25 protein-coding genes and 1 riboswitch are annotated in these 25048 nt (G+C 61.4%); of the genes, 16 read left to right on the top strand and 9 right to left on the bottom strand.

The genetic code is table 11. The features are described 5' to 3' along the window. Positions 1–164: 164 nt before the first annotated feature. From mdcA to madM, 9 genes are all read left to right on the top strand, one after another. Entirely contained in the window at positions 165–1835 is a 1671-nt protein-coding gene (mdcA, locus tag QRN33_RS18915) for a malonate decarboxylase subunit alpha (protein WP_285409532.1), read from the top strand. Further along, a complete protein-coding gene (locus tag QRN33_RS18910; RefSeq protein ID WP_042606578.1) occupies positions 1835–2692 on the top strand; it encodes a triphosphoribosyl-dephospho-CoA synthase in 858 nt (285 codons plus the stop codon). Before mdcA ends, QRN33_RS18910 begins: the two co-directional genes overlap by 1 nt. Continuing rightward, complete coding sequence (locus tag QRN33_RS18905) at positions 2692–2991, top strand: malonate decarboxylase subunit delta (protein WP_285409531.1); 300 nt, start codon at positions 2692–2694, stop codon at positions 2989–2991. The genes QRN33_RS18910 and QRN33_RS18905 overlap by 1 nt, the downstream gene beginning before the upstream one ends. Then, on the top strand, positions 2984–3835 hold the full coding sequence (locus QRN33_RS18900) for a biotin-independent malonate decarboxylase subunit beta (protein ID WP_285409530.1): 852 nt from the start codon (positions 2984–2986) through the stop codon (positions 3833–3835). The genes QRN33_RS18905 and QRN33_RS18900 overlap by 8 nt, the downstream gene beginning before the upstream one ends. Continuing rightward, on the top strand, positions 3832–4617 hold the full coding sequence (gene mdcE, locus QRN33_RS18895) for a biotin-independent malonate decarboxylase subunit gamma (protein WP_285409529.1): 786 nt from the start codon (positions 3832–3834) through the stop codon (positions 4615–4617). Before QRN33_RS18900 ends, mdcE begins: the two co-directional genes overlap by 4 nt. Further along, a complete protein-coding gene (locus QRN33_RS18890) occupies positions 4611–5231 on the top strand; it encodes a malonate decarboxylase holo-ACP synthase (protein ID WP_285409528.1) in 621 nt (206 codons plus the stop codon). Before mdcE ends, QRN33_RS18890 begins: the two co-directional genes overlap by 7 nt. Next, positions 5228–6148, top strand: a complete 921-nt coding sequence (mdcH, locus tag QRN33_RS18885; protein ID WP_285409527.1) for a malonate decarboxylase subunit epsilon — start codon at positions 5228–5230, stop codon at positions 6146–6148. The genes QRN33_RS18890 and mdcH overlap by 4 nt, the downstream gene beginning before the upstream one ends. 64 nt (positions 6149–6212) lie before the next feature. Next, a complete protein-coding gene (gene madL, locus QRN33_RS18880; RefSeq protein WP_042606584.1) occupies positions 6213–6629 on the top strand; it encodes a malonate transporter subunit MadL in 417 nt (138 codons plus the stop codon). Position 6630: 1 nt separating this feature from the next. Further along, the gene (gene madM / locus QRN33_RS18875) at positions 6631–7395 is read left to right on the top strand and encodes a malonate transporter subunit MadM (protein ID WP_083353749.1); all 765 of its coding nucleotides are present in this window, start codon (positions 6631–6633) and stop codon (positions 7393–7395) included. A gap of 199 nt (positions 7396–7594) precedes the next feature. On the opposite strand, the gene QRN33_RS18870 is transcribed toward madM, so the two are convergent. Next, the gene (locus tag QRN33_RS18870) at positions 7595–8515 is read right to left on the bottom strand and encodes a LysR family transcriptional regulator (RefSeq protein WP_083353748.1); all 921 of its coding nucleotides are present in this window, start codon (positions 8513–8515) and stop codon (positions 7595–7597) included. A gap of 161 nt (positions 8516–8676) precedes the next feature. Between QRN33_RS18870 and trhA the strand changes: the two genes are divergently transcribed. Then, a complete protein-coding gene (gene trhA, locus QRN33_RS18865) occupies positions 8677–9294 on the top strand; it encodes a PAQR family membrane homeostasis protein TrhA (RefSeq protein WP_285409526.1) in 618 nt (205 codons plus the stop codon). A 125-nt stretch (positions 9295–9419) separates the two neighbouring features. On the opposite strand, the gene QRN33_RS18860 is transcribed toward trhA, so the two are convergent. Beyond that, positions 9420–10139, bottom strand: a complete 720-nt coding sequence (locus tag QRN33_RS18860; protein WP_285409525.1) for a 16S rRNA (uracil(1498)-N(3))-methyltransferase — start codon at positions 10137–10139, stop codon at positions 9420–9422. Between the two features lie 152 nt (positions 10140–10291). Further along, on the bottom strand, positions 10292–11698 hold the full coding sequence (locus QRN33_RS18855) for an adenosylmethionine--8-amino-7-oxononanoate transaminase (protein WP_042606589.1): 1407 nt from the start codon (positions 11696–11698) through the stop codon (positions 10292–10294). 223 nt (positions 11699–11921) lie between these two features. Here QRN33_RS18855 and QRN33_RS18850 point away from each other — a divergent pair, with 223 nt between their 5' ends. Together QRN33_RS18850 and QRN33_RS18845 are read left to right on the top strand one after the other, a co-directional pair. Next, positions 11922–13691, top strand: coding sequence for a flavin monoamine oxidase family protein (locus QRN33_RS18850; RefSeq protein WP_285409524.1), 1770 nt, complete (start codon positions 11922–11924; stop codon positions 13689–13691). A 181-nt stretch (positions 13692–13872) separates the two neighbouring features. Continuing rightward, a complete protein-coding gene (locus QRN33_RS18845; RefSeq protein WP_281925574.1) occupies positions 13873–14031 on the top strand; it encodes a hypothetical protein in 159 nt (52 codons plus the stop codon). 22 nt (positions 14032–14053) lie between these two features. On the opposite strand, the gene llpB is transcribed toward QRN33_RS18845, so the two are convergent. After that, on the bottom strand, positions 14054–14551 hold the full coding sequence (llpB, locus tag QRN33_RS18840; RefSeq protein WP_123417826.1) for a lectin-like bacteriocin LlpB: 498 nt from the start codon (positions 14549–14551) through the stop codon (positions 14054–14056). A 300-nt stretch (positions 14552–14851) separates the two neighbouring features. Here llpB and QRN33_RS18835 point away from each other — a divergent pair, with 300 nt between their 5' ends. Both QRN33_RS18835 and QRN33_RS18830 read left to right on the top strand, forming a co-directional pair. Beyond that, positions 14852–15403, top strand: coding sequence for a cytochrome b (locus QRN33_RS18835; RefSeq protein WP_042606591.1), 552 nt, complete (start codon positions 14852–14854; stop codon positions 15401–15403). Positions 15404–15434: 31 nt separating this feature from the next. After that, positions 15435–16013, top strand: coding sequence for a YceI family protein (locus tag QRN33_RS18830; RefSeq protein WP_042606592.1), 579 nt, complete (start codon positions 15435–15437; stop codon positions 16011–16013). 232 nt (positions 16014–16245) lie between these two features. On the opposite strand, the gene rhlE2 is transcribed toward QRN33_RS18830, so the two are convergent. The 4 genes from rhlE2 to ahcY form a co-directional block, all read right to left on the bottom strand. Beyond that, positions 16246–18114, bottom strand: coding sequence for an RNA helicase RhlE2 (rhlE2, locus tag QRN33_RS18825; RefSeq protein ID WP_042606593.1), 1869 nt, complete (start codon positions 18112–18114; stop codon positions 16246–16248). Positions 18115–18335: 221 nt separating this feature from the next. Then, entirely contained in the window at positions 18336–19148 is an 813-nt protein-coding gene (locus QRN33_RS18820) for a substrate-binding periplasmic protein (RefSeq protein WP_285409523.1), read from the bottom strand. Between the two features lie 198 nt (positions 19149–19346). Continuing rightward, the gene (gene metF / locus QRN33_RS18815) at positions 19347–20192 is read right to left on the bottom strand and encodes a methylenetetrahydrofolate reductase [NAD(P)H] (protein WP_042606692.1); all 846 of its coding nucleotides are present in this window, start codon (positions 20190–20192) and stop codon (positions 19347–19349) included. 189 nt (positions 20193–20381) lie between these two features. After that, positions 20382–21791: an adenosylhomocysteinase gene (ahcY, locus tag QRN33_RS18810; RefSeq protein ID WP_039757587.1), complete on the bottom strand. Its 1410-nt coding sequence runs from the start codon at positions 21789–21791 to the stop codon at positions 20382–20384. A 23-nt stretch (positions 21792–21814) separates the two neighbouring features. Continuing rightward, positions 21815–21913: riboswitch (S-adenosyl-L-homocysteine riboswitch) on the bottom strand. A 198-nt stretch (positions 21914–22111) separates the two neighbouring features. On the opposite strand from ahcY, the gene QRN33_RS18805 reads away from it, so the two are divergent. Further along, on the top strand, positions 22112–22516 hold the full coding sequence (locus tag QRN33_RS18805; RefSeq protein ID WP_016772772.1) for an acyl-CoA thioesterase: 405 nt from the start codon (positions 22112–22114) through the stop codon (positions 22514–22516). Between the two features lie 173 nt (positions 22517–22689). Continuing rightward, the gene (locus tag QRN33_RS18800; RefSeq protein ID WP_285409522.1) at positions 22690–23577 is read left to right on the top strand and encodes a formate/nitrite transporter family protein; all 888 of its coding nucleotides are present in this window, start codon (positions 22690–22692) and stop codon (positions 23575–23577) included. Here QRN33_RS18800 and QRN33_RS18795 read toward each other — a convergent pair whose 3' ends face one another. Then, positions 23578–24843 carry a cation:proton antiporter gene (locus QRN33_RS18795; protein WP_116658427.1) on the bottom strand — a complete coding sequence of 422 codons (1266 nt, stop codon included), beginning with the start codon at positions 24841–24843 and terminating at the stop codon, positions 23578–23580. Between the last annotated feature and the right edge of the window lie 205 nt (positions 24844–25048).

The raw sequence follows: 25048 nt of genomic DNA, 5'->3' as shown, positions 1-25048 counted from the left end.
CCCAAGCATCCCCCAATCAGTTCCCTCTCCCTCCGGGAGAGGGCTAGGGTGAGGGTAGCTTTTGAACGTTACGCTCAGCGTAATGATTCACCACCCAGCTTGATTGATGCCCTCACCACACGCGCCTAACGTGGCTCCACGACAGCGAACCCCGTGGAGTGAGCATGACAACGACAATTTCCCCTGACTCGCGCTGGACGCGGCGGCGTGATGAGAAGCAGCGCCGGCTCGACAAGGTGCGCGGGCTGGCCGATGGCGCGGTGTTGCCCAGTGACAAAATCGTCGTCGCGCTCGAAGCGTTGATCCATCCCGGCGATCGCGTGGTGCTCGAGGGCAACAACCAGAAGCAGGCGGATTTCCTCTCGCGTTCGCTGGCCAAGGCCGACCCGGCCAAGCTCCACGACCTGCACATGATCATGCCCAGCGTTGGCCGTTCCGAGCACCTCGACCTGTTCGAACGCGGCATCGCCCGCAAGCTCGATTTCTCCTTCGCCGGCACCCAGAGCTTGCGCATCAGCCAGTTGCTCGAAGATGGCTTGCTCGAAGTCGGCGCGATCCACACGTACATCGAACTCTACGCCCGCCTCGTCGTGGACCTGATCCCCAACGTCGTGCTCTCGGCCGGGTTCATGGCTGATCGTGCCGGCAACATCTACACCGGCCCCAGCACTGAAGACACCCCGGCGTTGATTGAGCCGGCAGCGTTCAGCGACGGCATCGTCATCGTCCAGGTCAACCAGTTGGTCGACGACGTCAGCGAACTCCCTCGCGTGGACATTCCGGCGTCGTGGGTCGACTTCGTGGTGGTGGCCGACAAGCCGTTTTACATCGAACCGCTGTTCACCCGCGACCCGCGCCACATCAAACCTGTGCATGTGTTGATGGCGATGATGGCGATCCGTGGCATCTACGAAAAACACAACGTGCAGTCGCTCAACCACGGCATCGGTTTCAACACCGCCGCCATCGAATTGATCCTGCCGACCTACGGCGAATCCCTCGGCTTGAAGGGCAAGATCTGTCGCAACTGGACGCTCAACCCGCACCCGACGCTGATCCCGGCGATCGAGAGCGGCTGGGTCGAAAGCGTGCATTGCTTCGGCACCGAACTGGGCATGGAAAATTACATTGCCGCGCGGCCAGATGTGTTCTTCACCGGCCGCGACGGTTCGCTGCGCTCCAACCGCATGGTCTGCCAACTCGCCGGGCAATACGCGGTGGATCTGTTTATCGGCGCGACATTGCAGGTCGATGGCGACGGCCATTCCTCGACCGTGACCCGTGGCCGTCTCGCCGGTTTCGGTGGCGCGCCGAACATGGGCCACGACCCGCGCGGCCGGCGTCACGGTACCCCGGCGTGGCTGGACATGCGCCACGACGATGCGCCGCAACCGATGCTCGAACGCGGCAAGAAACTCGTGGTGCAAATGGTCGAGACGTTCCAGGAGGGCGGCAAACCGACCTTCGTCGAAACCCTCGACGCGGTCGAAGTGGCGAAGAAAAGCGGCATGCCGCTGGCACCGATCATGATCTACGGCGACGACGTCACCCACCTGCTCACCGAAGAAGGCATTGCCTATCTGTACAAGGCGCGCTCGCTGGAGGAGCGCCAGGCGATGATCGCAGCGGTGGCTAGCGTTACCGCCATCGGCCTGCGGCACAACCCGAAAGACACCGAACGCATGCGCCGCGAAGGCCTGATCGCCTTGCCCGAAGACCTTGGCATCCGCCGCACCGACGCCACCCGCGAATTGCTCGCAGCGAAAAGCGTGGCCGATCTGGTCGAGTGGTCCGGCGGTCTCTATAACCCGCCCGCCAAATTCAGGAGCTGGTAATGCACGCATTCAACCTGCAAGCGAAACCGCTGTCACTGGCTGATCGATTGGCCGATCTGGCAGTGGACGCGCTGATCGACGAAGCGGATCTGTCGCCGAAACCGGCGCTGGTCGATCGTCGTGGCAACGGCGCACACACCGATCTGCACCTGGGCCTGATGCACGCGTCGGCGTTGGCCTTGTGGCCAGCGTTCAAGGAAATGGCCGAGGCAGCGCTGGACATTGGCGAAGTCGGCTTGCCGTTGCGCGAAGCGATCGGCCGCATCGGCCGTGAAGGCGAGCAAGCCATGCTTGTCACCACCAACGGCGTCAACACCCATCGCGGCGCGATCTGGGCGTTGGGACTGTTGGTGACGGCCGCCGCGCTGCAACCGAAATCCATCGCCTTGTGTGCCGCACGCCTGGCACTGCTCGACGACCGCTACGCACCGAAACCGCTCAGCCACGGCGCACAAGTCGCCCAGCGTTACGGCGCACGCGGTGCCCGCGAGGAAGCGCAGCTGGGCTTTCCGTCCGTGCTGCAACGCGGCCTGCCGCAACTGCAGAAAAGCCGCGCCAACGGCCACGGCGAACAGAATGCCCGGCTCGATGCATTGCTGGCGATCATGACCGAGCTGGCCGACACCTGCGTGCTTTACCGCGCCGGCGAACCGGGCCTGCACGCCATGCAGTCGGGGGCGCAAGCGGTGCTCGACGCCGGCGGCAGCGCCAGCCTCAGCGGTCGCCGGCGCCTGCACGAACTCGATCAACAACTCATCGCATTGAATGCCTCGCCCGGTGGCGCCGCTGACTTGCTCGCGGCCACGCTGCTGCTCGATCGCATCGAGCGCGACGGCATTGTTCAGGGAGCGTTTTGATGGAAAGCCTATCGTTTGAATTCCCCGCCGGGCAGCCGCCACGCGGGCGGGCGCTGGTCGGTTGTGTCGGCTCGGGTGATCTGGAAGTGCTGATCGAACCGGGCCTCGCCGGCAAGCTGACGATCAATGTGCAGACCTCGGTCAACGGCGCGCAGCAGCGCTGGCAACACCTGTTTGCGCGGATGTTCGAGGGCGCCACGCCGCCGGCGATGGCCATCGACATCCACGATTTCGGCGCGACGCCGGGGGTGGTGCGCTTGCGTCTGGAGCAGGGTTTCGAGGAGATCGGCCATGACTGACAGCGCAGCGTTGCTCAACAAACACAGCTTCGTCGAACTCGGTGCACGGCAGCGCGCGAAAGCCTTGCTCGACGCCGGGACCTTTCGCGAACTGCTCGATCCGTTTCAACGGGTGATGTCGCCATGGCTCGAACGCCAGGGTGTGGTGCCCCAGGCCGACGACGGCGTGATCATCGCCAAGGGCAGTCTTGACGGTCTGCCGGTAGTGATCGCGGCGATTGAAGGCGCGTTTCAGGGCGGCAGCCTTGGCGAAGTCGGCGGGGCGAAGATTGCCGGCGCGCTGGAACTGGCCGCCGAAGACAACCGCAACGGCATCGCCACCCGCGCGGTGTTGCTGCTGGAAACCGGCGGCGTGCGCTTGCAGGAAGCCAATCTCGGCCTCGCGGCGATTGCCGATATTCACGCGGCGATTGTCGATTTGCAGCAATACCAACCGGTGGTCGGAGTGGTCGCCGGCAGCGTCGGTTGCTTCGGCGGCATGTCGATTGCCGCAGCGCTGTGCAGCTATTTGCTGGTGACCCAAGAAGCACGTCTCGGCCTGAACGGCCCGCAGGTGATCGAGCAGGAAGCCGGGATCGAGGAATACGACTCCCGCGACCGGCCCTTCATGTGGAGCGTGACCGGCGGCGAGCAGCGTTTCAACAGTGGTCTGGTGGATCGCTATGTCGGCGATGACGTGGCGCAGATTCGTCAGCAGGTCGGAGAGTTGCTCCAGCTAGGCTTGCCGGCACAGCCGCGCAGCCAGCGCGCCGAGTGGTTCCTGCAACGCCTCGGCAAGCTGAACACTGACCAGCAAATCGAACCGTCGGTGGTTCGCGATCTGTATCAAGGAGAGCGCTCATGAGCAGTTATTCATTGCGCGGTTTGCACTGGTTCAACGCCTTGAGCACGGGCGCTGAAAGCATCGAAGGTTTGCCGCCGTCATTGAAAGTGGCCGACGCTGAGCTTGGACGTTTTATCGCCGTGGTCGCCGACCCGGACAATCGTTTCCCTCGCGCTCGAAACGGCGAAGTCGGCTTGCTCGAAGGCTGGGGTCTGGCCAAGGCTGTGGATGACGCGATCAGCGCCGACCGCGACCAAGCGCAGAAGCGCCCGATCATCGCCATCGTCGATGTGCCGAGCCAGGCGTATGGCCGGCGCGAAGAAGCCCTCGGCATTCATCAGGCCCTGGCTGGCGCGGCGGACAGTTATGCCCGTGCGCGATTGGCCGGGCATCCGGTGATTGCGTTGTTGGTGGGAAAGGCCATGTCCGGGGCGTTTCTGGCGCATGGTTATCAGGCCAATCGGCTGATTGCTTTGCGCGACCCCGGCGTGATGGTCCATGCGATGGGCAAGGCCTCGGCGGCGCGGGTGACCTTGCGCAGTGTTGAAGAACTGGAAGCGCTGGCCGCCAGCGTGCCGCCCATGGCCTACGACATCGACAGCTACGCCAGCCTCGGTCTGCTTTGGGAAACTCTCTCGGTGCAGCAGATTGAACAGCCGACGGCGGAAGATCTGGCGCGGGTGAGCGAGTGCCTCAAGCAAGCGATCAGCGATGTGACCAGCAGTGATTTGAAGGGCCGCCTCGGTGCGAGTAATCGCGCCGCCTCCAGCCGCGTCCGCGAACTGCTGAGGGCGCAGTGGTGAACCTGACTTTGGCCCACGATCTGCTCTGGGGTATGACACCGGCGCAGTTGCCGGCAGATGCGCCGGCGTGGGCGGTCGAGGTGCTGGCGGCTGGGCGACCGGTGGTGGTGCGGCGGGCTTTGAGTGCTGCCGGTTTTGTCGCGGTGGGTGTGCGCGGGGCTTTGCGCGAGCAGCGCCTGGCGGCGTTCATGCCGGTTGATTCGATTGCCCGGCGGGTCAGTCCTGAAGCGCTGTGTCATGTCGACAGCCCGCGTGATTTGCCGGTGATGCAGGCGCTGCAGCAGCTGCGACCGCTGCTCGACGATTGCGGTTGGGTCTGGGGTGTCAGCGGCAGCGTAGGGTTTGAATTGGCCAGTGGCTTTGCGGCGATGCACGCTGCCAGCGATCTCGATTTGATCCTGCGTACGCCGCAGATGATCCGTCGTGATCAGGCGCGGGAACTGGTCGATTTGTTTGATCAAACCATGTGCCGGGTCGACGCGCAATTGCAGACGCCATTCGGTGCGGTGGCCTTGCGCGAATGGGCCAGTGATTCGTCCCGAGTGCTGCTGAAAACTGCCCATCAGGCGTGTCTGGTTATGGATCCGTGGAACCCGCAGGAGCAGGCAGCGTGAGCAGTCTGCTGGTGTTTCCCGGCCAGGGCGCGCAGCAGGCGGGCATGCTTCAGCGTTTGCCCGGCGACACCCTGGTCGAGGCCAGTGAGGTTCTTGGCGAAGATGTCTCGCTGCTGGATTCCACCGAGGCATTGCGCACGACCAGGGCGGTCCAACTCTGTCTGCTGATCGCCGGGGTCGCTGCTTCACGGCAGTTATTGCAGGATGGCCTGACCGCAGATTACGTCGCCGGGCTGTCCATCGGCGCTTATCCGGCGGCAGTGGTGGCGGGGGCCTTGAGTTTCAGCGATGCGCTGCATCTGGTCAGCCTGCGTGGTGAGCTGATGCAGCAGGCTTATCCACAGGGCTACGGCATGACCGCGATCATCGGTCTGCAATTATCCACAGTGGAAACGCTGCTGGCCCAGGTGCACAGCGAAGAAACGCCGGTGTATCTGGCCAACATCAACGCTGATAACCAAGTGGTCATCGCCGGCAGCGACAAGGCCATGCAAGCGGTGGCCGAACTGGCGCGCAGTCGTGGCGCCGGACTGGCGAAACGGCTGGCGGTGAGCGTGCCATCGCACTGCCCGCTGCTGGAAACACCGGCGCAGGCGCTCGCCGAAGCCTTCGCCAAGGTCGAGCTGAATACCCCGAAAATCGCATACCTGAGCGGCAGCCGCGCGCGGCCTGTTACCAAAGTGGAAGCGCTGCGCGACGACCTCGCCTTCAACATGTGCCGCGTGGTGGATTGGCGCGGCACCGTGCAAAGCGCCTACGAGCGCGGCGTGCGTCTACAGATTGAACTGCCGCCCGGTGCGGTGCTCAGCGGGCTGGCACGCCGGGTGTTCGAGCAGGGCACCGTCACTGCCTTCGACAGTGCCCGCCTCGACACCCTGCAAGCGCTGTTGCGAGAGGAGGGTGGCCGCCAACTCTAAACCGCCGACTCAAGCTTCGAACAACAAAAACAACATTCGACGATGCACTTTGAGGACTACAACAATGATTATTTACGGTGTGGCGCTGCTGGCGATCTGTACGCTGGCAGGGGTGATCATGGGTGACATGCTTGGCGTGTTGCTGGGCGTCAAATCCAACGTCGGCGGGGTCGGCATTGCAATGATCCTGCTGATCTGCGCACGCTTGTGGATGCAAAAGCGCGGCGGCATGACCAAGGATTGCGAGATGGGCGTCGGCTTCTGGGGCGCGATGTACATTCCGGTGGTGGTGGCGATGGCCGCGCAGCAGAATGTCGTCACCGCCCTGCACGGCGGCCCGGTGGCGGTGCTGGCGGCAATCGGCTCCGTGGCGGTTTGTGGTTGCACGATTGCCCTGATCAGCCGCACTCACAAGGGCGAACCGTTGCCCGACGAACCGGCGGAAATTTCCCCGGTCGGCACCCCGGTAGGAGGTCGCTGACATGTGGGATCTCATCGAAAAAGGTCTGGAACACAATGGGCTGATCACCGCCTTCGCCTTCGTCGGCGTGATCATGTGGGTGTCGGTGGTTCTCTCCAAGCGTCTGACTTTCGGACGTATCCACGGCTCGGCGATTGCCATTGTTATCGGTCTGGTCCTGGCTTGGGTCGGCGGCACCATGACCGGCGGGCAGAAAGGCCTGGCCGATCTGACGCTGTTCTCCGGCATCGGCCTGATGGGCGGGGCGATGTTGCGCGACTTCGCCATCGTCGCCACTGCCTTTGAAGTGCAGGCCACCGAAGCGAAGAAGGCCGGCATGATCGGCGTGATCGCCCTGCTGCTGGGCACGATCCTGCCGTTCATTGTCGGCGCGTGCATGGCCTGGACCTTCGGTTATCGCGACGCGGTGAGCATGACCACCATCGGCGCGGGTGCGGTGACTTACATCGTCGGGCCGGTGACCGGTGCGGCGATCGGCGCGACCTCGGATGTGATGGCGCTGTCGATTGCCACCGGGTTGATCAAGGCGATTCTGGTGATGGTCGGCACCCCGGTCGCGGCGCGCTGGATGGGCCTGGACAATCCCCGCTCGGCGATGGTCTTTGGCGGGCTGGCCGGGACGGTGAGTGGCGTGACGGCGGGGCTGGCGGCGACGGATCGGCGCCTGGTGCCGTACGGGGCGTTGACGGCTACCTTTCACACCGGTCTTGGGTGTTTGCTGGGGCCGTCGCTGTTGTTCTTCATTGTTCGCGCGATTGTCGGCTGAAGATCAAGAGCCCCTCACCCTAGCCCTCTCCCGGGGGGAGAGGGGCTGACCGCGTTGTTTTGGCGTTATACATCGACCTGGAAATCCTGAGTCGAACTCAGGTTCTGAAAAGCCCCCAATCTGCTCCCTTTCCCCCTCGCCCCGTTGCGGGAGAGGGCTGGGGTGAGGGGGTAGCTCTTGATCTTGATCTGATCTTGATCTAAACCCCACCCTGCCGATTCGCATACATCCGACACTCCGCCAGCAACGCCAGCAGATTCGGATCGCGCTCCTTGGCCTTGAGAAACACCACGCCAATGTGTTGCTGCAAGCGGTACTTTTCCTGCAACGGGATCAGCTTCACCCGATTCTCATACACCGCCGCAATCCTTCCTGGCAGCAACGCATAACCCACGCCCGAGCTGACCATGCTCAGCAGGGTGAAGATGTCGTTGACCTGCATCGCCACCTTCGGCTCGAACCCCGCCTGTTTGAATACCCGCACACCGTCCTGATGGGTGGCGAAGCCCTGGGTCAGGGTGATGAAGGTTTCATCGCGCACTTGGGCCAGGTCCACTTCACCGCGCTGGGCAAACTTGGAGTCCGCCGGGGTGGCGAGGAAGATGTCGTCGGAAAACAGCGCGATCTGCTCGCAATCGGGGTCGTTGATGCTGTCGTCCAGGGACACCAGAATCGCGTCGACTTCCATGTTTTTCAGCTTGTAGAGCAGGTCGATGTTCGAGCCGAGGATCAGGTCGATGTTGAGTTCGCTGCGACGGATTTTCAGGCCCATGATCAGTTGCGGCACGGTCTTGACCGTGAGCGAATACAGCGAGCCGAGCTTGAAGCGCTCGGCGGAGAATCCGGCAGCTTCGCGGGTCAGGCGCACGCTTTCGACCACATCGTTGATCAGCTTCTGCGCACGCTCTTCCAGCACGTAAGCGCTTTCCAGCGGCGTCAGGTTGCGCCCCTCGTGTTTGAACAGCGGGCAACGCAGGGCGTTTTCCAGAGAGTGGATGGCGCGGTGCACGCTGACGTTGCTGGTCTGCAATTCGGCGGCGGCGCGGGCGAGGTTGCCGGTGCGCATGAAGGCGAGGAACACCTCGAGTTTTTTCAGGGTCAATTCTTCGTCGATCAGCATGGCGCGGACTCTTTTTGGTATGGGCCGATTGTGCACGGAAGATCAAAAGATCGCAGCCTTCGGCAGCTGCTACAGGGGATCGTGTTGAACGCAAACTTGCGCTTTTACGCTCAAGGCCCGAGCCTTGCGCGCTGCGGTAACGAATGTGAGGTGAGCAATACATGTATCACGGGGAAAAACTCAACGCATGGACCCATTTGGTCGGAGCTATTGCGGCGTTTATCGGCGGCGTGTGGATGCTGGTAATCGCCAGCCTCGACGGCAGTCCATGGAAGATTGTCAGCGTGGCGATTTATGCGTTTACCTTGCTGGTGCTCTACAGCGCCTCGACCGTTTACCACAGCGTGCGCGGGCGCAAGAAAGCGATCATGAAGAAGGTCGATCATTTTTCGATCTACCTGCTGATCGCCGGCAGCTACACGCCGTTCTGCCTGGTGACGTTACGCGGGCCGTGGGGCTGGACGCTGTTCGGGATTGTCTGGGGGCTGGCGCTGATCGGCATTCTGCAAGAGATCAAACCGCGCTCCGAAGCGCGGATTCTGTCGATCGTGATTTACGCGGTGATGGGCTGGATCGTCCTGGTCGCGGTCAAGCCGCTGATTGCCGCACTGGGCGCGGCGGGGTTTGCCTGGCTGGCGTCGGGCGGCGTGCTGTATACGGTGGGGATTATCTTTTTTGCCCTGGATCACCGCTTGCGGCATGCCCATGGCATCTGGCACCTGTTCGTGATCGCCGGGAGCTTGCTGCATTTTGTCGCGATTCTGTTCTACGTCCTCTAAACACCGCCATTCCCTTGTAGGAGTGAGCCTGCTCGCGATTGCGTCAGTTCAGTCAATGAGTGGTGGCTGATACACCGCTATCGCGAGCAGGCTCACTCCTACAGGGACGTATTCCAATCGAGACTCTAAAAGTCACCCCAAAGCTGTTGTGCAACAGCCAATGCCACCACCGGCGCGGTCTCGGTGCGCAGCACGCGTGGGCCGAGGCGGGCGGCGTGGAAGCCGTTGGCGTTGGCCTGCTCGACTTCGGTATCTGACAAGCCACCTTCCGGCCCGATCAGGAACGCCAGCGTCGCCGGTCTGGCATGGCTGACCAGCGGCTCTGCCACCGGATGCAACACCAGCTTCAACTCCGCTTCAGTCTGCTTGATCCAGTCCGCCAACAACACCGGCGGATGAATTACCGGCACCCGCGAGCGCCCACATTGCTCGCACGCGCTGATCGCTACCTGGCGCCAGTGCAGCAGGCGTTTATCGGCGCGTTCGTCCTTGAGGCGGACTTCACAGCGGTCACTGAAGATCGGCGTGATTTCATTCACGCCCAGCTCGGTGGCTTTCTGAATCGCCCAGTCCATCCGCTCGCCGCGTGACAGGCCCTGGCCGAGGTGGATCTGCAGCGACGATTCGACCTGCCCGGCGAATTGCTCGTCGATCTGCACGACGACGCGCTTCTTGCCGACTTCTACCAGCGATCCGCGAAACTCATGGCCGGAACCGTCGAACAACTGCACGGCATCGCCCTCGGCCATGCGCAGCACGCGGCTGATGTAATGCGCCTGGGCCTCCGGCAGTTCGTGTTCGCCGGTGCTCAGCGGGGCGTCGATAAAGAAGCGGGACAGTCTCATTTCGGGTCTCTGGAAAGATGTGAATCAGTTGGATCGGTGTTGACTTCATTCGCGAGCAGGCTCGCTCCCACATTTGGAATGCATCCCCCCTGTGGGAGCGAGCCTGCTCGCGAAAGCGGTAATTCAAACACCGCAAATCTCAAGTAGCCGAGTCAGCCGGGATCACGGAAACCGGGATGGAAATCTTTCGGTACCGCGACGCTGACGCTGTCACGCGTCGCAATGTCGATGCCCTCACTGGCCACTTCGGCCAGAAAGTCGATCTGCTCCGGGGTGATCACATAGGGCGGCAGGAAATACACCACGCTGCCCAGCGGCCGCAACAGCGCGCCACGCTCCAGCGCATGCTGGAACACCTTCAGACCACGGCGCTCCTGCCAAGGGTAGGCCTCTTTCGTGGCTTTATCCTTGACCATCTCGATGGCCAGGACCATGCCGGTCTGGCGCACTTCGGACACGTTCGGGTGATCGACCAGATGCGCCGTCGCCGAGGCCATGCGCTGGGCCAGCGCCCGGTTGTTCTCGATGACGTTGTCCTGCTCGAAGATATCCAGCGTCGCCAGTGCCGCCGCGCACGCCAGCGGATTGCCGGTGTAGCTGTGCGAATGGAGAAAGGCGCGCAGGGTCGGGTAGTCGTCGTAGAACGCGCTGTAGACCTCGTCGGTGGTCAGGCACGCGGCCAGCGGCAGGTAGCCGCCGGTGAGGGCTTTGGACAGACAGAGGAAGTCCGGGCGGATGCCGGCCTGCTCGCAGGCGAACATCGTGCCGGTGCGGCCGAAACCGACGGCGATTTCGTCGTGGATCAGGTGCACGCCGTAACGGTCGCAGGCCTCGCGCAGCAGCTTGAGGTAGACCGGGTGATACATGCGCATGCCGCCCGCGCCCTGGATCAGCGGCTCGACGATCACTGCCGCGACGCTGTCATGGTTTTCCGCCAGGGTCTGTTCCATGGCGGCAAACATGTTGCGCGAATGTTCTTCCCAGCTCATGCCGTCGGGACGTCCGTAGCAATCCGGGCTCGGCACCTTGATGGTGTCCATCAGCAGGGCTTTGTAGGTCTCGGTGAACAGCGGCACATCGCCGACCGCCATCGCCGCCATGGTTTCACCGTGGTAGCTGTTGGTCAGGGTGACGAAGCGCTTTTTATTCGGCTGGCCGCGATTGAGCCAGTAGTGAAAGCTCATCTTCAGCGCGACTTCGATGCACGACGAGCCATTATCGGCGTAGAACACCCGATTCAGGCCTTGCGGGGTCATCTTCACCAGGCGCTCGGACAGCTCGATCACCGGCTGATGACTGAAACCGGCAAGAATCACGTGTTCGAGTTGATCGACCTGATCCTTGATGCGCTGGTTGATGCGCGGGTTGGCGTGGCCGAACACATTGACCCACCAGGAACTGACCGCGTCGAGGTAGCGCTTGCCTTCGAAGTCTTCGAGCCAGACGCCTTCGCCGCGCTTGATCGGGATCAGCGGCAGCTGTTCGTGGTCTTTCATCTGGGTGCAGGGATGCCATAACACCGCGAGATCGCGTTGCATCCACTGGTTATTCAGGCCCATTTACAGTCTCCTCGAGGCGGCTCGCGTCAGGCGCGGGCGAACAATCGCGCAAGCCTATGCAATGCATCGCGCGGGAACAACCCATTGTGTCGATTGAGCTACTTTGTCTGAGCCGATAGACGTCGCTGGCGGCGTTTTGATGGCTAACGTATTCTTCGCGGTTCTTTGAGTCGTCTGACTCGCAAAGCTGCTTTTTCCCACATGTTTTTCCGGAGTTCGCTGAATGTCTGTCGGTTGGCTGCGCGCCTGTGCGCTGGTGATGTTGGGGCTGTTCAGCGTTACGGCGCTGGCCAAGGATAAAACCGCAATCGTGATCGGCGGCGGCCTGTCGGGTCTGACTGCCGCTTACGAGCTGCAGAACAAGGGCTGGCAGGTCACCCTGCTGGAAGCCAAACCGAGTCTGGGCGGTCGTTCGGGCATGGCCACCAGCGAGTGGATCGGCAACGACAAGACCCAGCCGGTGCTCAACAAATACGTGTCGACGTTCAAGCTCGGCACCACGCCGGCGCCGGAATTCGTCCGTACCCCGAGCTATCTGATCGACGGCGATTATTTCTCCGCTGCCGATCTGGCCACCAAGCAACCAGCCACCGCCGATGCGCTCAAGCGCTACCAGAACACCCTCGACGATCTGGCACGCTCGATCGACGACCCGCAGAACCCGGCGGCGACCGCCACCCTGCACGCGCTGGATCAGATCACAGTGTCGAGCTGGCTCGACAAGCAGAACCTGCCGGCCACCGCGCGTCAGCTGATCAACCAGGACATTCGCACCCACTACGACGAACCTTCGCGTCTGTCGCTGCTGTATTTCGCCCAGCAGAACCGCGTCTATCGGGGCATTTCCGACCGTGACCTGCGCGCCTCGCGGCTGGTCGGCGGCAGCCAGGTGCTGGCCCAGGCCTTCGTCAAACAGATCAAGACCATCAAGACCAGCTCGCCGGTCTCGGCCATTACCCAGGACAAGGACGGCGTGACCGTCAAAGTCGGCAGCGTCGGTTATCAGGCTGACTACGTGGTATTGGCGGTGCCGTTGCGCGCACTGAACAAGATCGCCCTGACCCCGGCGCTGGATGCCCAGCACCTGGCGGCGATCAAAGGCACCAACTACGGCTGGCGCGACCAGATCATGCTGAAGTTCAAGACGCCGGTGTGGGAAAGCAAGTCGCGCATGTCTGGCGAGATCTACAGCAATACCGGCCTGGGCATGCTCTGGATCGAGCCGGCGCTCAAGGGTGGCGCCAACGTGGTGATCAACCTGTCCGGCGACAACGCTCGGGTGATGCAAGCGTTCGGCGACAAGCAGATGGTCGACCAGGTGCTGATCCGTCTGCACGCGTTTTATCCACAGGCCCGTGGCTCGTTCACCGGTTATGAAATCCGTCGCTACAGCACCGACCCGTCGATGGGCGGCGCCTACCTGGCTTACGGCCCGGGGCAGATCAGCAAGTTCTGGCGCCTGTGGGAACGTCCGCTGCAACGCGTAGCGTTCGCTGGCGAACACACCGACACCTTGTACCCGGGCACCCTGGAAGGCGCACTGCGCACCGGCCAGCGCGCGGCCAGCCAGGTGGAAGATCTGGCGGCAGGCAAATCGTTCGAACCGGTCAAAGTGGTGCCGGCTGCAGCAGCGGCAGGCGCGGCGGGTGCCGTGGCGGCGAAGAAGGGCAACTTCTTCACTAACCTGTTTGGCGGTTCGGATGACGAGAAGAAGCCTGAGCCAGCGAAAGCGCCAGAGCCAGCACCTGCTCCGGTCGCTCCAGCGCCTGCACCGACCCCGGCCCCTGCGCCAGCTCCGGTGGAAGCACCGAAAACAGCGGCCCCAGTGAAAGCTGAACCGGCGAAGAAAGCAGCGGCCAAGCCAGCGGCGAAGAAGCCTGCGGCCAAAACCGAAACGAAAAAGCCGGCCGCCAAACCTGCAGCGAAGAAGGCTGAGCCGGCGAAGAAGCCAGCAGCCAAGCCTGCTGCAACGACCGAGACCAAGGCGCAGTAAGGCTTTGTTCACATGAAAACGCGGCCCTCGGGTCGCGTTTTTTTTGCCCCGCATTTCAGTCCTTCGTCATCCGGTTACGGGACTTACCGGCGTACCGGAGCCTTCCCACAAAACACTCGGAACCAGGTGATAGCGGCTGCGAGCGCGCCAATTTTATGCTGGAAAAAATTGGAGGCATGCTATGAAAACGCTTATCGCGATACTGGTTTTGATTGCACTTTCCGGATGTAGCAGCGGGCAATTTTTCCCCGGCGGCTATGGTTCTGAACTGGCGCACAAGTGCCACATAGACCCCTACAGTGCCGAATGCCTGCAACCGCCGGCGGTACTTCATAACTGATCGGCCATGAATGGCTGGTCAGTTAAAACTCCCACTTGAAGAACTCTGTCCCGTTCGGCAGTTTCCTCAGCCACTTTTGCTTGGGTTTGCGCAGGCGCCCGGGAATGAAACCGAAACGCGCCCAGCGCAGACTGCCCGTGCGCTGGTCGTAAATCACCAGATTTCCATCGTCCTGCACAGTCATGTATGTGTTGTACCAAAGCGACTTGTCGGCGCTATGCGTGCTTTCCGCGATCCATAATCGTCGCCTGGAGGGGTCATAAAGAAAGCCGCTGTTGCTGATCACAAACTGCAGCGGCTCGCGCATCTTCTTCGGGTGCAAAGTTGCGCTGTAAGGTTGATTGGCGTCGGCGATCCAGATGATCGCCTCACCGTCCTTGAGCACGAGGTTCCCGTCGCTTTGCAGCATCAGACGAAATCGACCGTTCTCGGATTGCAGGAATTGGCCCGCAGACATCGTTTGATTGGGCGGCAGTACAGAAGAACCACTTGCTTGAAAGGGCGTATATCGCAGAGCCATGTTTTCGTGCCTGTTTGAATAATGAAAAGAAGCATCATTCGAGCAGGTTTGAATTGCGCATCAGCGGTACATAGTTATCAGGGGCGAGTTTCGCCGTCTGCGTGTGCAGAGATGACGATGGTCAATGCAGCCCCCGTCATTTGTACAAGCGCTCCACGCAGGAATCGCCTTTAATCCTTCCTTAACACCCCGCTCGCAGACTCTTGATCGTATTTCTCGATATTTCAAAGCAAAATTTTCCGCTTTAATTCGATAGATAACTCGCTAGTCTTGGTTCGCAGTTCTCACAGGATTTGGGCAATGCAGCTACGTAACTCTTCTTCGCGCTATGGTTGGGTCAGCATCTTCATGCACTGGGGCGTGGCGCTGGCGGTCTTCGGGCTGTTTGCGCTGGGTCTGTGGATGGTCGGGCTGGATTACTACAGCACCTGGCGCAAAGACGCGCCGGACCTGCACAAGAGCATCGGCCTGGTGCTGCTCGCTGTGATGGTGTTGCGGGTGCTGTGGCGCTTCATCAGCCCACCGCCGCCAACGCTGCAAAGCTACAGCCGCATGACCCGCATCGGCGCTAAATTCGGCCATGGGTTTCTGTATCTGGCGCTGTTCGCTGTGATGATTGCCGGTTACCTGATTTCCACCGCAGACGGTGTCGGGATCCCGGTGTTTGGCCTGTTTGAAGTTCCTGCTCTGCTCTCCGGACTACCGGATCAGGCAGATACCGCTGGGGTGATTCATCTCTGGCTGGCATGGATACTGGTAATTTTTTCCGGTCTCCATGCGTTGGCAGCATTGAAGCACCACTTTATCGATCGTGATGCGACCCTCACCCGAATGCTTGGTCGCAAAGCCTGAAATTCAACCTCGACTCAAAGGAAAAGAAAGCATGTTGAAAAAGACTCTGGCCGCTCTGGCAATCGGTTCTGCCGTGCTGTCCGCCAACGTAATGGCTGCTGACTACGTAGTAGACAAGGAAGGCCAGCACGCCTTCGTCGACTTCAAGATCAGCCACCTGGGCTACAGCTTCATCACCGGTACCTTCAAGGACATCGACGGCAAGTTCAGCTTCGACGCTGCCAAGCCTGAAGACAGCAAGATCGAGTTCAACGTCAACACTGCCAGCGTGTTCACCAACCACGCCGAGCGCGACAAGCACATCGCCAGCGCGGACTTCCTCAACGCCAGCAAATTCGGCAAGGCCACTTTCGTATCCACCAGCGTCAAATCCACTGGTGCCAACACGGCTGACGTGACCGGCGACCTGACCCTGCTGGGCGTGACCAAGCCAGTTGTCGTCAAGGCGACCTTCCTGGGCGAAGGCAAGGATCCTTGGGGCGGCTACCGTGCCGGTTTCGAAGGCACCACCACCATCAAGCGTTCCGATTTCGGCAAGCAGAAAGACCTCGGTCCGAAGTCCGATGCGGTCGAGCTGTACGTTTCGTTCGAAGGTGTGAAAGCGAAATAAATTTCGCCGCCACATGAAAAACGCCCCCGGTCGCAAGGCCGGGGGCGTTTTTTTTGCCACAACACAGATCCCCTGTAGGAGCTGCCGAAGGCTGCGATCTTTTGATCTTGATTTTTGAAGATCAAGATCAAAAGATCGCAGCCTGCGGCAGCTCCTACGCAAAGCGATTTGCAGCGCTTATAAAAATGCCCCGGCTCTTTCGAACCGGGGCATTTTTCATTGCGGCTTGAACTCAGCGATTGCGGGTCAGCAGTGCCGGTTTCTCGCCACGCGGGCGGCTTGGCAGTTGATCGAGCTGCTCAGGCGTCGGGAAGCGGTCGGCTTTCGATTCCTTGTGCATGATCTTCGGGCCGTTGCTGCGCGGGTTCTGCACGGCCGGTTCGCTACGTGGCTGATCGTCACGGGCCGGGCGGCGGTTGCGTGGCGCGGATTCGTCACGACGACCCTGACCGTCACGCGGTGCGCCATTGCGCGGGCCGCTGCGTTTGGCCGGTGGTGTGCCGGTGCTCGAACCGTTGCTGTTGCGCGGACCGTTCTGGCGACCCTGTGGCTGACCGCCGCGTGGTGCGCCAGTGCCTGCGCCTTGCGCCGGGGCGCCCGGACGACGGCCACGGCCGCCGGCAGGAGCGGCTTTCGGCACGTAATCAACGCGGTTACCGAAGTTATCGATATCGTCGTCGAGGAACTCGTCCGGGGCACGGTCAGCCGCTGCACGCGGTGGCTGGCTCGGACGCTGTTCGCGACTCGGCGTGCCTTCACGTGGTTTCTGCTGACGGGCAGGGCGCTCGCCACGATCACCAGCCGGTTTTTCCTTGCCCTTGTCTTTGCCTTTGTCCTTGCGACCACCGCCACCGCCGCCGCCATTCGGGCCGTCGCCGCGTGGACCACGGGAATTGCGCGGGTTGCGGATGTCCGGACGCTCGCGGGCTTCCGGCTTCTCGGCTTCGATGGTGCTGGAGTCGAAGCCCATCAGATCGCCGTCGGCAATCTTCTGCTTGGTCATGCGCTCGATGCTTTTCAGCAGCTTCTCTTCGTCCGGCGCGACCAGCGAGATCGCCTCGCCCGAACGACCGGCGCGGCCGGTACGACCGATACGGTGCACATAGTCTTCGTCGACGTTCGGCAGCTCGAAGTTGACGACATGCGGCAACTGATCGATGTCCAGACCACGGGCAGCGATGTCGGTGGCAACCAGAATGCGCACTTCACCGGCCTTGAAGTCGGCCAGGGCTTTGGTGCGGGCGTTCTGGCTCTTGTTACCGTGAATCGCCACCGCCGGTAGGCCGTGTTTGTCCAGGTATTCAGCGAGACGGTTGGCGCCGTGCTTGGTGCGGGTGAAGACCAGTACCTGTTCCCACGCGCCGGCGGTAATCAGGTGCGCCAGCAAGGCACGCTTGTGGCTGGCCGGCAGGCGGAATACGCGTTGTTCGATGCGCTCGACCGTGGTGTTCGGCGGCGTGACTTCGATGCGTTCCGGGTTGTGCAGCAACTTGCCGGCAAGGTCGGTGATGTCTTTCGAGAACGTTGCCGAGAACAGCAGGTTCTGACGCTTGGCCGGCAGGCGCGCGAGGACTTTCTTCACGTCGTGCACGAAGCCCATGTCGAGCATGCGGTCGGCTTCGTCGAGGACGAGGATTTCCACGTGGGACAGATCGACGCTGCCCTGGCCGGCGAGGTCAAGCAGACGGCCCGGGCAGGCAACGAGGACGTCGACGCCACGGGACATGGCCTGGACCTGTGGGTTCATGCCGACGCCGCCGAAGATGCAGGCGCTGACGAATTTCAGGTCACGGGCATAGATCTTGAAGCTCTCGTGCACCTGGGCCGCGAGTTCGCGGGTCGGGGTCAGGACCAGTACGCGCGGTTGGCGCGGGCCATGACGCTGGGATTTGTCCGGGTGACCGTTGGGGAACAACCGCTCCAGAATCGGGAGGGCGAAGCCGCCGGTTTTACCGGTACCTGTCTGAGCCGCAACCATCAGGTCGCGACCTTGCAACACGGCGGGAATGGCCCGCTGTTGCACCGGAGTAGGCTCGGTATAGCCCGCGTCTTCGATGGCACGGACTAAAGCCTCGGAGAGACCGAGGGAAGCAAAGGACATGAGTAATCCTGTTTTAGTTAGGGCTTGGCCCAATGGGAGTCTTGCCTGGCGCGAATCACGTTTAAGAGGACGCAATCCCGTCCGGTCCAGCGGCGGTTCCGAAGGCTCGTCAGGAGCGCTCGCGCGGGCTGAAAGCTGCGCTGTAGCGGGTCGTGAGGCCTGTTACGGTTCCGGGCGTCCGGGCGTGAGCCTGGCGGGAACGCCGGAGTATAACAGAGCAATCACTGCGCGCTGCTTTCCTGCTGCTCAACGGTTTTGCCGCTGGCCGTGGCCGAGCGCAGAGAAGCGCTGTCGACGGGAGCAGCACCGTAACGCGCGCTGAGCTCGGCGTAGGCCGGTTCGCGCTTGAAACGCTTGAGCTCGGCGCCAAAACGCTGCACCAGCAGATCCATGCCGGCATTGCGCCGAACTGCAAGAAACTGGCTCTGACGGCTGATAACCGTCGGGTTTTCCGTGATCAGATCGCGAATATTCAGCTCATCGAGCAAATGCTGACCGACGCGGCGATCGGTGATCAGCAGGTCGATGCGTCCGCGCACCAGTTTGCCGAAATTGGCTTCATGGGTTGGCGCCGGCTCCCGGCTGAACAGCTGTGACTGGCTGAAATCCGCGCTGTACAGATAGCCCGGCGAGGTGCCGATGGTCAGGCCCTTGAGTTGATCCAGGGTGCTGAACGGGTGCGGTCGATCGTTGGCGTAGAACATTACGAATTCAACGTCGGACAACGGTTCGCTGGGGTAGAGCAGGGTGGCGTCGCGCTCGGCGCTGTGAAAAATGTCCAGCGCACCGTCGGCCTGACCGGTTTCGAGCATCGACAGGCAGCGCTTCCACGGCAGGAACTGCCACTCGACTTCAATGCCCAGGCGTTTGAACACGATGGCGGTGGTTTCGTAGTCCAGCCCGAGATTCTGCCCGCCCTGTTCGTACACGTAGGGCGCCCATGGCTCGGTGACAATACGCAACTTCTCGCCCCGAGCGGCGAAGCTCAGGCAAGCAAAAACCAGCACGGCGAGTAACTGCGTGATCAAAGGCATGGCTGGAGATTACGACGAGAAACCCGAAAGAGCCAGAAAGTGCCTGCACAAGCTCTGTTTCGCGGGCTCAAAAGCAAAAGATCGCAGCCTTCGGCAGCTCCTGCGGGATACGAAATTCCAATGTAGGAGCTGCCGAAGGCTGCGATCTCTTGCTCTTGCTTGTAGCTTGTAGCTTTCAGCTTGAAGCTTGCGGCTGCTTCACCGCGGCAACTTCAGGTTATTCCAGATCGCCAGGCTAGGCTCGGCCTGGTTCATGGAATAAAAATGCAATCCAGGTGCGCCGCCCTGCAGCAGGCGTTCGCACATCTCGCTGACGACTTGCTCGCCAAAGCTCTGGATGCTTCGTGTGTCGTCGCCGTAGGCTTCCAGTTGCTTGCGGATCCAGCGCGGGATTTCCGCACCGCAGGCATCGGAGAAACGCGCGAGTTTGCTGTAGTTGGTGATCGGCATGATTCCCGGCACGATCGGCAGATCCACGCCCAGCGCCTGCAAACGGTCGACAAAGTAGAAGTAGCTGTCGGCGTTGAAGAAGTACTGGGTGATCGCGCTATCGGCACCGGCCTTGGCCTTGCGCACGAAGTTGGCGAGATCGTCTTCGTAGTTGCGCGCTTGCGGATGCATCTCCGGGTAAGCGGCGACTTCGATGTGGAAATGATCAGCGGTTTCTTCACGAATGAATTCCACCAGTTCATTGGCGTGACGCAGCTCACCGCTGGTCATGCCCATGCCGGACGGCAGGTCACCACGCAGGGCGACGATGCGCTTGATGCCGGCGGCCTTGTATTCGTTGAGCAGGCCGCGCAGGTCGTCCTTGCTGTCGCCGACGCACGACAGGTGCGGTGCGGCGGGTATTTTGACTTCGCTTTCCAGCTGCAGCACGGTGTTGAGCGTGCGATCACGGGTCGAACCGCCAGCGCCGTAGGTGCAGGAAAAGAAATCAGGATTGTAAGTGGCCAACTGACGGGCAGTGGCGAGGAGCTTTTCTTGCCCGGCGTCGGTCTTGGTCGGGAAAAACTCGAAGCTGTAGCGACGGTCTTGGGACATGGTCATACCCTTGGAAACACGAAAGCCTTCGGTATGTTTCATCTGCAGAAGCAAACCTGTATGTGGCGAGGGAGCTTGCTCCCGCTGGAGTGCGCAGCGCTCCCAAAATCCTGGGGCCGCTGCGCAGCCCAGCGGGAGCAAGCTCCCTCGCCACAACAAGCCATTCCGACAAATAAAGCAGCCGGTTACTTAGTAGCGGTAAGCGTGCGGCTTGAACGGGCCTTCGACGGTGACGCCGATGTAGTCAGCCTGTTGCTTGGTCAGTTGGGTGACCACGCCGCCGAAGCCGCGCACCATTTCCAGGGCCACTTCTTCGTCGAGTTTCTTCGGCAGGACTTCAACGGTCAGACGCTCGGCTTTCTGCGCTGGCGACAGGTCGGCGTATTTCTGGCCGAACAGGAAGATCTGTGCCAGGACCTGGTTGGCGAACGAACCGTCCATGATGCGGCTCGGGTGACCGGTTGCGTTACCCAGGTTCACCAGACGGCCTTCGGCCAGCAGGATCAGGTAGTCGTCGTTCTGTGGGTCGAAGCTGCCGGCACCGGTGCGGTGAACCTTGTGCACCTGTGGCTTCACTTCTTCCCATGCCCAGTTCTTGCGCATGAAAGCGGTGTCGATTTCATTGTCGAAGTGACCGATGTTGCAGACCACGGCGCGCTTTTTCAGGGCTTTGAGCATGTTCGCGTCGCAGACATTGACGTTACCGGTGGTGGTCACGATCAGGTCGATCTTGCCCAGCAGCGCTTTGTCGATGCTCGCTTCGGAACCATCGTTGATACCGTCGATGAACGGCGACACCAGTTCGAAACCGTCCATGCAGGCTTGCATGGCGCAGATCGGGTCGACTTCCGACACCTTGACGATCATGCCTTCCTGACGCAGGGACTGAGCCGAGCCCTTGCCCACGTCACCGTAACCGATGACCAGCGCTTGCTTGCCGGACAGCAGGTGGTCGGTGCCGCGCTTGATCGCATCGTTCAGGCTGTGACGGCAGCCGTACTTGTTGTCGTTCTTGGACTTGGTCACCGAGTCGTTGACGTTGATGGCCGGGATCTTCAGCTCGCCCTTGGCCAGCATGTCCAGCAGACGGTGCACGCCAGTGGTGGTTTCTTCGGTCACGCCGTGAACGCGATCGAGCACTTGCGGATATTTCTTGTGCAGCAGCTCGGTCAGGTCGCCGCCGTCGTCGAGGATCATGTTGGCGTCCCATGGCTGGCCATCCTTCAGGATGGTCTGCTCCAGGCACCACTCGTACTCTTCTTCAGTCTCGCCTTTCCAGGCGAACACCGGGATACCGGCGGCAGCGATAGCGGCAGCGGCCTGATCCTGAGTGGAGAAAATGTTGCAGGACGACCAGCGTACTTCGGCACCCAGAGCAACCAGGGTTTCGATCAGCACGGCAGTCTGAATGGTCATGTGGATGCAGCCGAGGATTTTCGCGCCCTTGAGCGGCTGCTCCGAGGCGTACTTGCGGCGCAGACCCATCAGGGCAGGCATTTCCGATTCGGCGATGATGGTTTCGCGACGGCCCCAGGCAGCCAGGGACATATCGGCAACTTTGTAATCGGTAAAATCGGCAGGCGTGTTGACAGCGCTCATGAAGAGCCTCCATTCGTAATGTATGCGAATGGGCGCCGTTGTGCGTTTAGTGTCCGGCGAGAGCCGGTCAACGCCCCATCCGAGCCTGACAGGTCGAACCTGCTGCAGCGCCCCTCGGACAGGTGGCGGGAAAACGGTAGTCAGTGAACGTTACCGTTTTTTGAAACGGGGGCGATTATAGCCGTCCGGGCTGATCTTCCAAAGGGTTTCTGTCGTCCAGATGAAGATCGCCAATGGCGACCATAGTCGCAGCTGCCTGGAGCCTGACCGATCAGTCTGCCAAGATGGGCGCATCTTTCGGCACGCGCTCAGGAGTGAACATGAATTTCCACACCCGCAAATGGGTTAAACCCGAAGACCTCAACCCCAACGGCACGTTGTTCGGCGGCAGCCTCCTGCGCTGGATCGATGAAGAAGCGGCGATCTACGCCATCGTGCAATTGGGCAATCAGCGTGTGGTGACCAAGTACATCTCGGAAATCAACTTCGTCAGCGCCTCGCGCCAGGGCGACATCATCGAACTGGGCATCACCGCCACCGAATTCGGCCGCACCTCGATCACCCTGACCTGCGAAGTGCGCAACAAGATCACCCGCAAGAGCATTCTGACCGTCGAGAAGATGGTGTTCGTCAACCTCGGCGAAGACGGCCTGCCGGCGCCGCACGGGCGCACCGAGATCAAATATGTGAAAGACCAGTTCAAGGATGACGAAGCCGTTCAATAAGATCGGCGGCGCATTCTTCGCGAGCAGGCTCGCTCCCACAGGTACGGGTGATCCCTGTGGGAGCGAGCCTGCTCGCGAAATCGCTTGCCCGGTCAGCGAAGATTCGCCTGGCCACTGAACAGCTATGAAGCGCAACGGTCGTAGCTACATCGCCCCCCACCGGTTGCCACGCCATGACCACCCCCACCAGCGACAAGACCCCCGACCTCTCGGCCAAGGAGCAGCACGAAGTCGAGAAGAGCCAGCCGCCGCGCGCGGCCGTTCTGCATGAAATCATCCGCACCCGGGGCGACCAGGAACTGGAACGCAGCATTGCCGCGCTCTGGTGGTCGGCGCTGGCCGCCGGCCTGACCATGGGCCTGTCGCTGATGGGCATGGGCTTGCTCAATTCGCGTCTGCCCGAGGGCGATGAATTCAAGGTGATCGCCAGCTTCGGTTACTGCGCCGGTTTCCTCGCAGTCATCCTTGCGCGCCAACAGCTGTTCACCGAAAACACCCTGACCGCCGTGCTGCCGGTGATGACCAAGCCGACGCTGCTGAATTTCGCCCGGCTGATCCGCCTGTGGAGCGTGGTGTTGGTCGGCAACCTCTGCGGGACGATTCTGGTTGCGTACGTGATGCTGGAACTGCCGATCTTCGACAGCAAGACCGACGTCGCCTTCCTTGAGATCGGCCGCAAGGTCATGGAACACAGCGCCAGTCAGATGTTCGCCAAGGGCATCGTCTCCGGTTGGATGATCGCCACCATGGTCTGGATGATTCCGTCCATGGAGAGCGCGAAGATGTGGATCATCATCCTCATCACCTACTTCATGGCGCTGGGCGACTTCACTCACATCGTCGTCGGATCCGCTGAAGTGTCGTATCTGGTGTTTGCCGGCGAATTGCCGTGGAGCGATTTCTGGGCGGTGTTCGCCGCGCCGACGCTGGCGGGAAATATCATTGGCGGCAGTTTCATCTTCGCGCTGATCAGTCATGCGCAGATTCGCAGCGAAAGTGGTGCGCCGAAGGAGTCTGCGGACCAGGCTGTAGAGCCGGATCCGCAGTCGATCAAGAAATGATCAATGGTGGGCTGGCTCAGGCATGCTGGCCGGCTCGTTGCGCGTCGCGTGCTTGACCAGTTTGCCGATGGTCAGGCCCTGCAACAGGATCGACGACAGCACGACGATGTAGGTGATGCTCAGCAGCAGATCGCGCTCCGGGCCCAGCGGCAGGGCCAGCGCCAGTGCCACCGAAACACCGCCGCGCAAACCGCCCCAGGTCAGGATGCGGATGGTGCCGGCGGGCACTGAGCGCCAGCGGCGCAACAGTAGAATCGCCGGCGCCACGGTGAGCAGGCGCGACAGCAGAATCGCCACCGCCAGCAAACCTGCTGCGGCCATGTGCAGCCAGTTGAACGGCAGCAGCAACAACTCCATGCCGATCAGCGCAAACAGCAGCGCGTTGAGCATGTCATCGAGCAATTCCCAGAAACCGTCCAGATAGCGCCGGGTCATGTCGTTCATTGCCAGGTTGCGGCCCAGGTTGCCGATGATCAGCCCGGCAACCACCATCGCGATCGGCGCCGAGACGTGCAGTTCGGTGGACATCGCCGAACCGCCGATCACCAGGGCCAGGGTCAGCATCACGGTAATCTGATGCTGCTCGACGCTTTTGATCATCCGATAGACCAGATAGCCGATCAGCCCACCGAACAACACCCCGCCAATCGCCTCGTGGACGAAGAGCATGGCCGTGGCGCTGACAGTCGGGGTTTCGCCCAGTTGCGCGATGCCCAGCAGCACGGTGAAGACCACGACCGCCGTGCCGTCGTTGAACAGCGATTCGCCGACGATGGTGGTTTTCAGTGGTTTTGAAGCATTGGCGGTACGCAATACGCCGAGTACCGCAATCGGGTCGGTCGGTGAGATCAGGGCGCCGAACAACAGGCAGTAGAGGAAACTCACGTGCCAGCCGAACAGGGCAAAGATGTAGAAGGCCAGACTGCCGATCACCACTGTGGCGATCAATACGCCGAAGGTAGCCAGCAGGCCGATCGGCCAGCGGTAGCTGCGCAAGTCATTCAGGTTGACGTGCAGGGCGCCGGCGAACAGCAGGAACGACAGCATCCAGTTCATCAGCAGATCGCCGAAGTCGATCTGGCCGATCAGTTGCTGCACACGGTCTTCGAGCCCCGGAAAACCGAGCACGCTGAGGCCTTGCAGGAGCAGTGAGAACAGCAGGGCGGTAACCATCACGCCGATGGTCGGCGGCAGGCCGATGAAGCGGAAATTGACGAAGGTCAGGAGGGTGGTCAAACAGATGAAAGCGGCGACAAGTTCAAGCATCCGGGGTCCTTTGGATGAAGGGTGAATGGAGCGCGACCGGAGGTTGGACGCAGGGGTTTGATGGGGCGGGGGCGGCTGAGGGCACATCCGAATCCGGAGTCAAATTCAACAGCCCTCACCCCAGCCCTCTCCCAGAGGGAGAGGGGGCCGACCGAGGTGTCTGGTGAGGTGCATCGATCTGAGCGATCGGGTCGATTATGGAATG

The organism is Pseudomonas sp. FR229a (assembly GCF_030209115.1).
Lineage (GTDB): Bacteria > Pseudomonadota > Gammaproteobacteria > Pseudomonadales > Pseudomonadaceae > Aquipseudomonas > Aquipseudomonas moraviensis_A.
The sequence above is the reverse complement of the archived record's forward strand: the minus strand, read 5'-3'. Positions and strand labels throughout refer to the sequence as shown.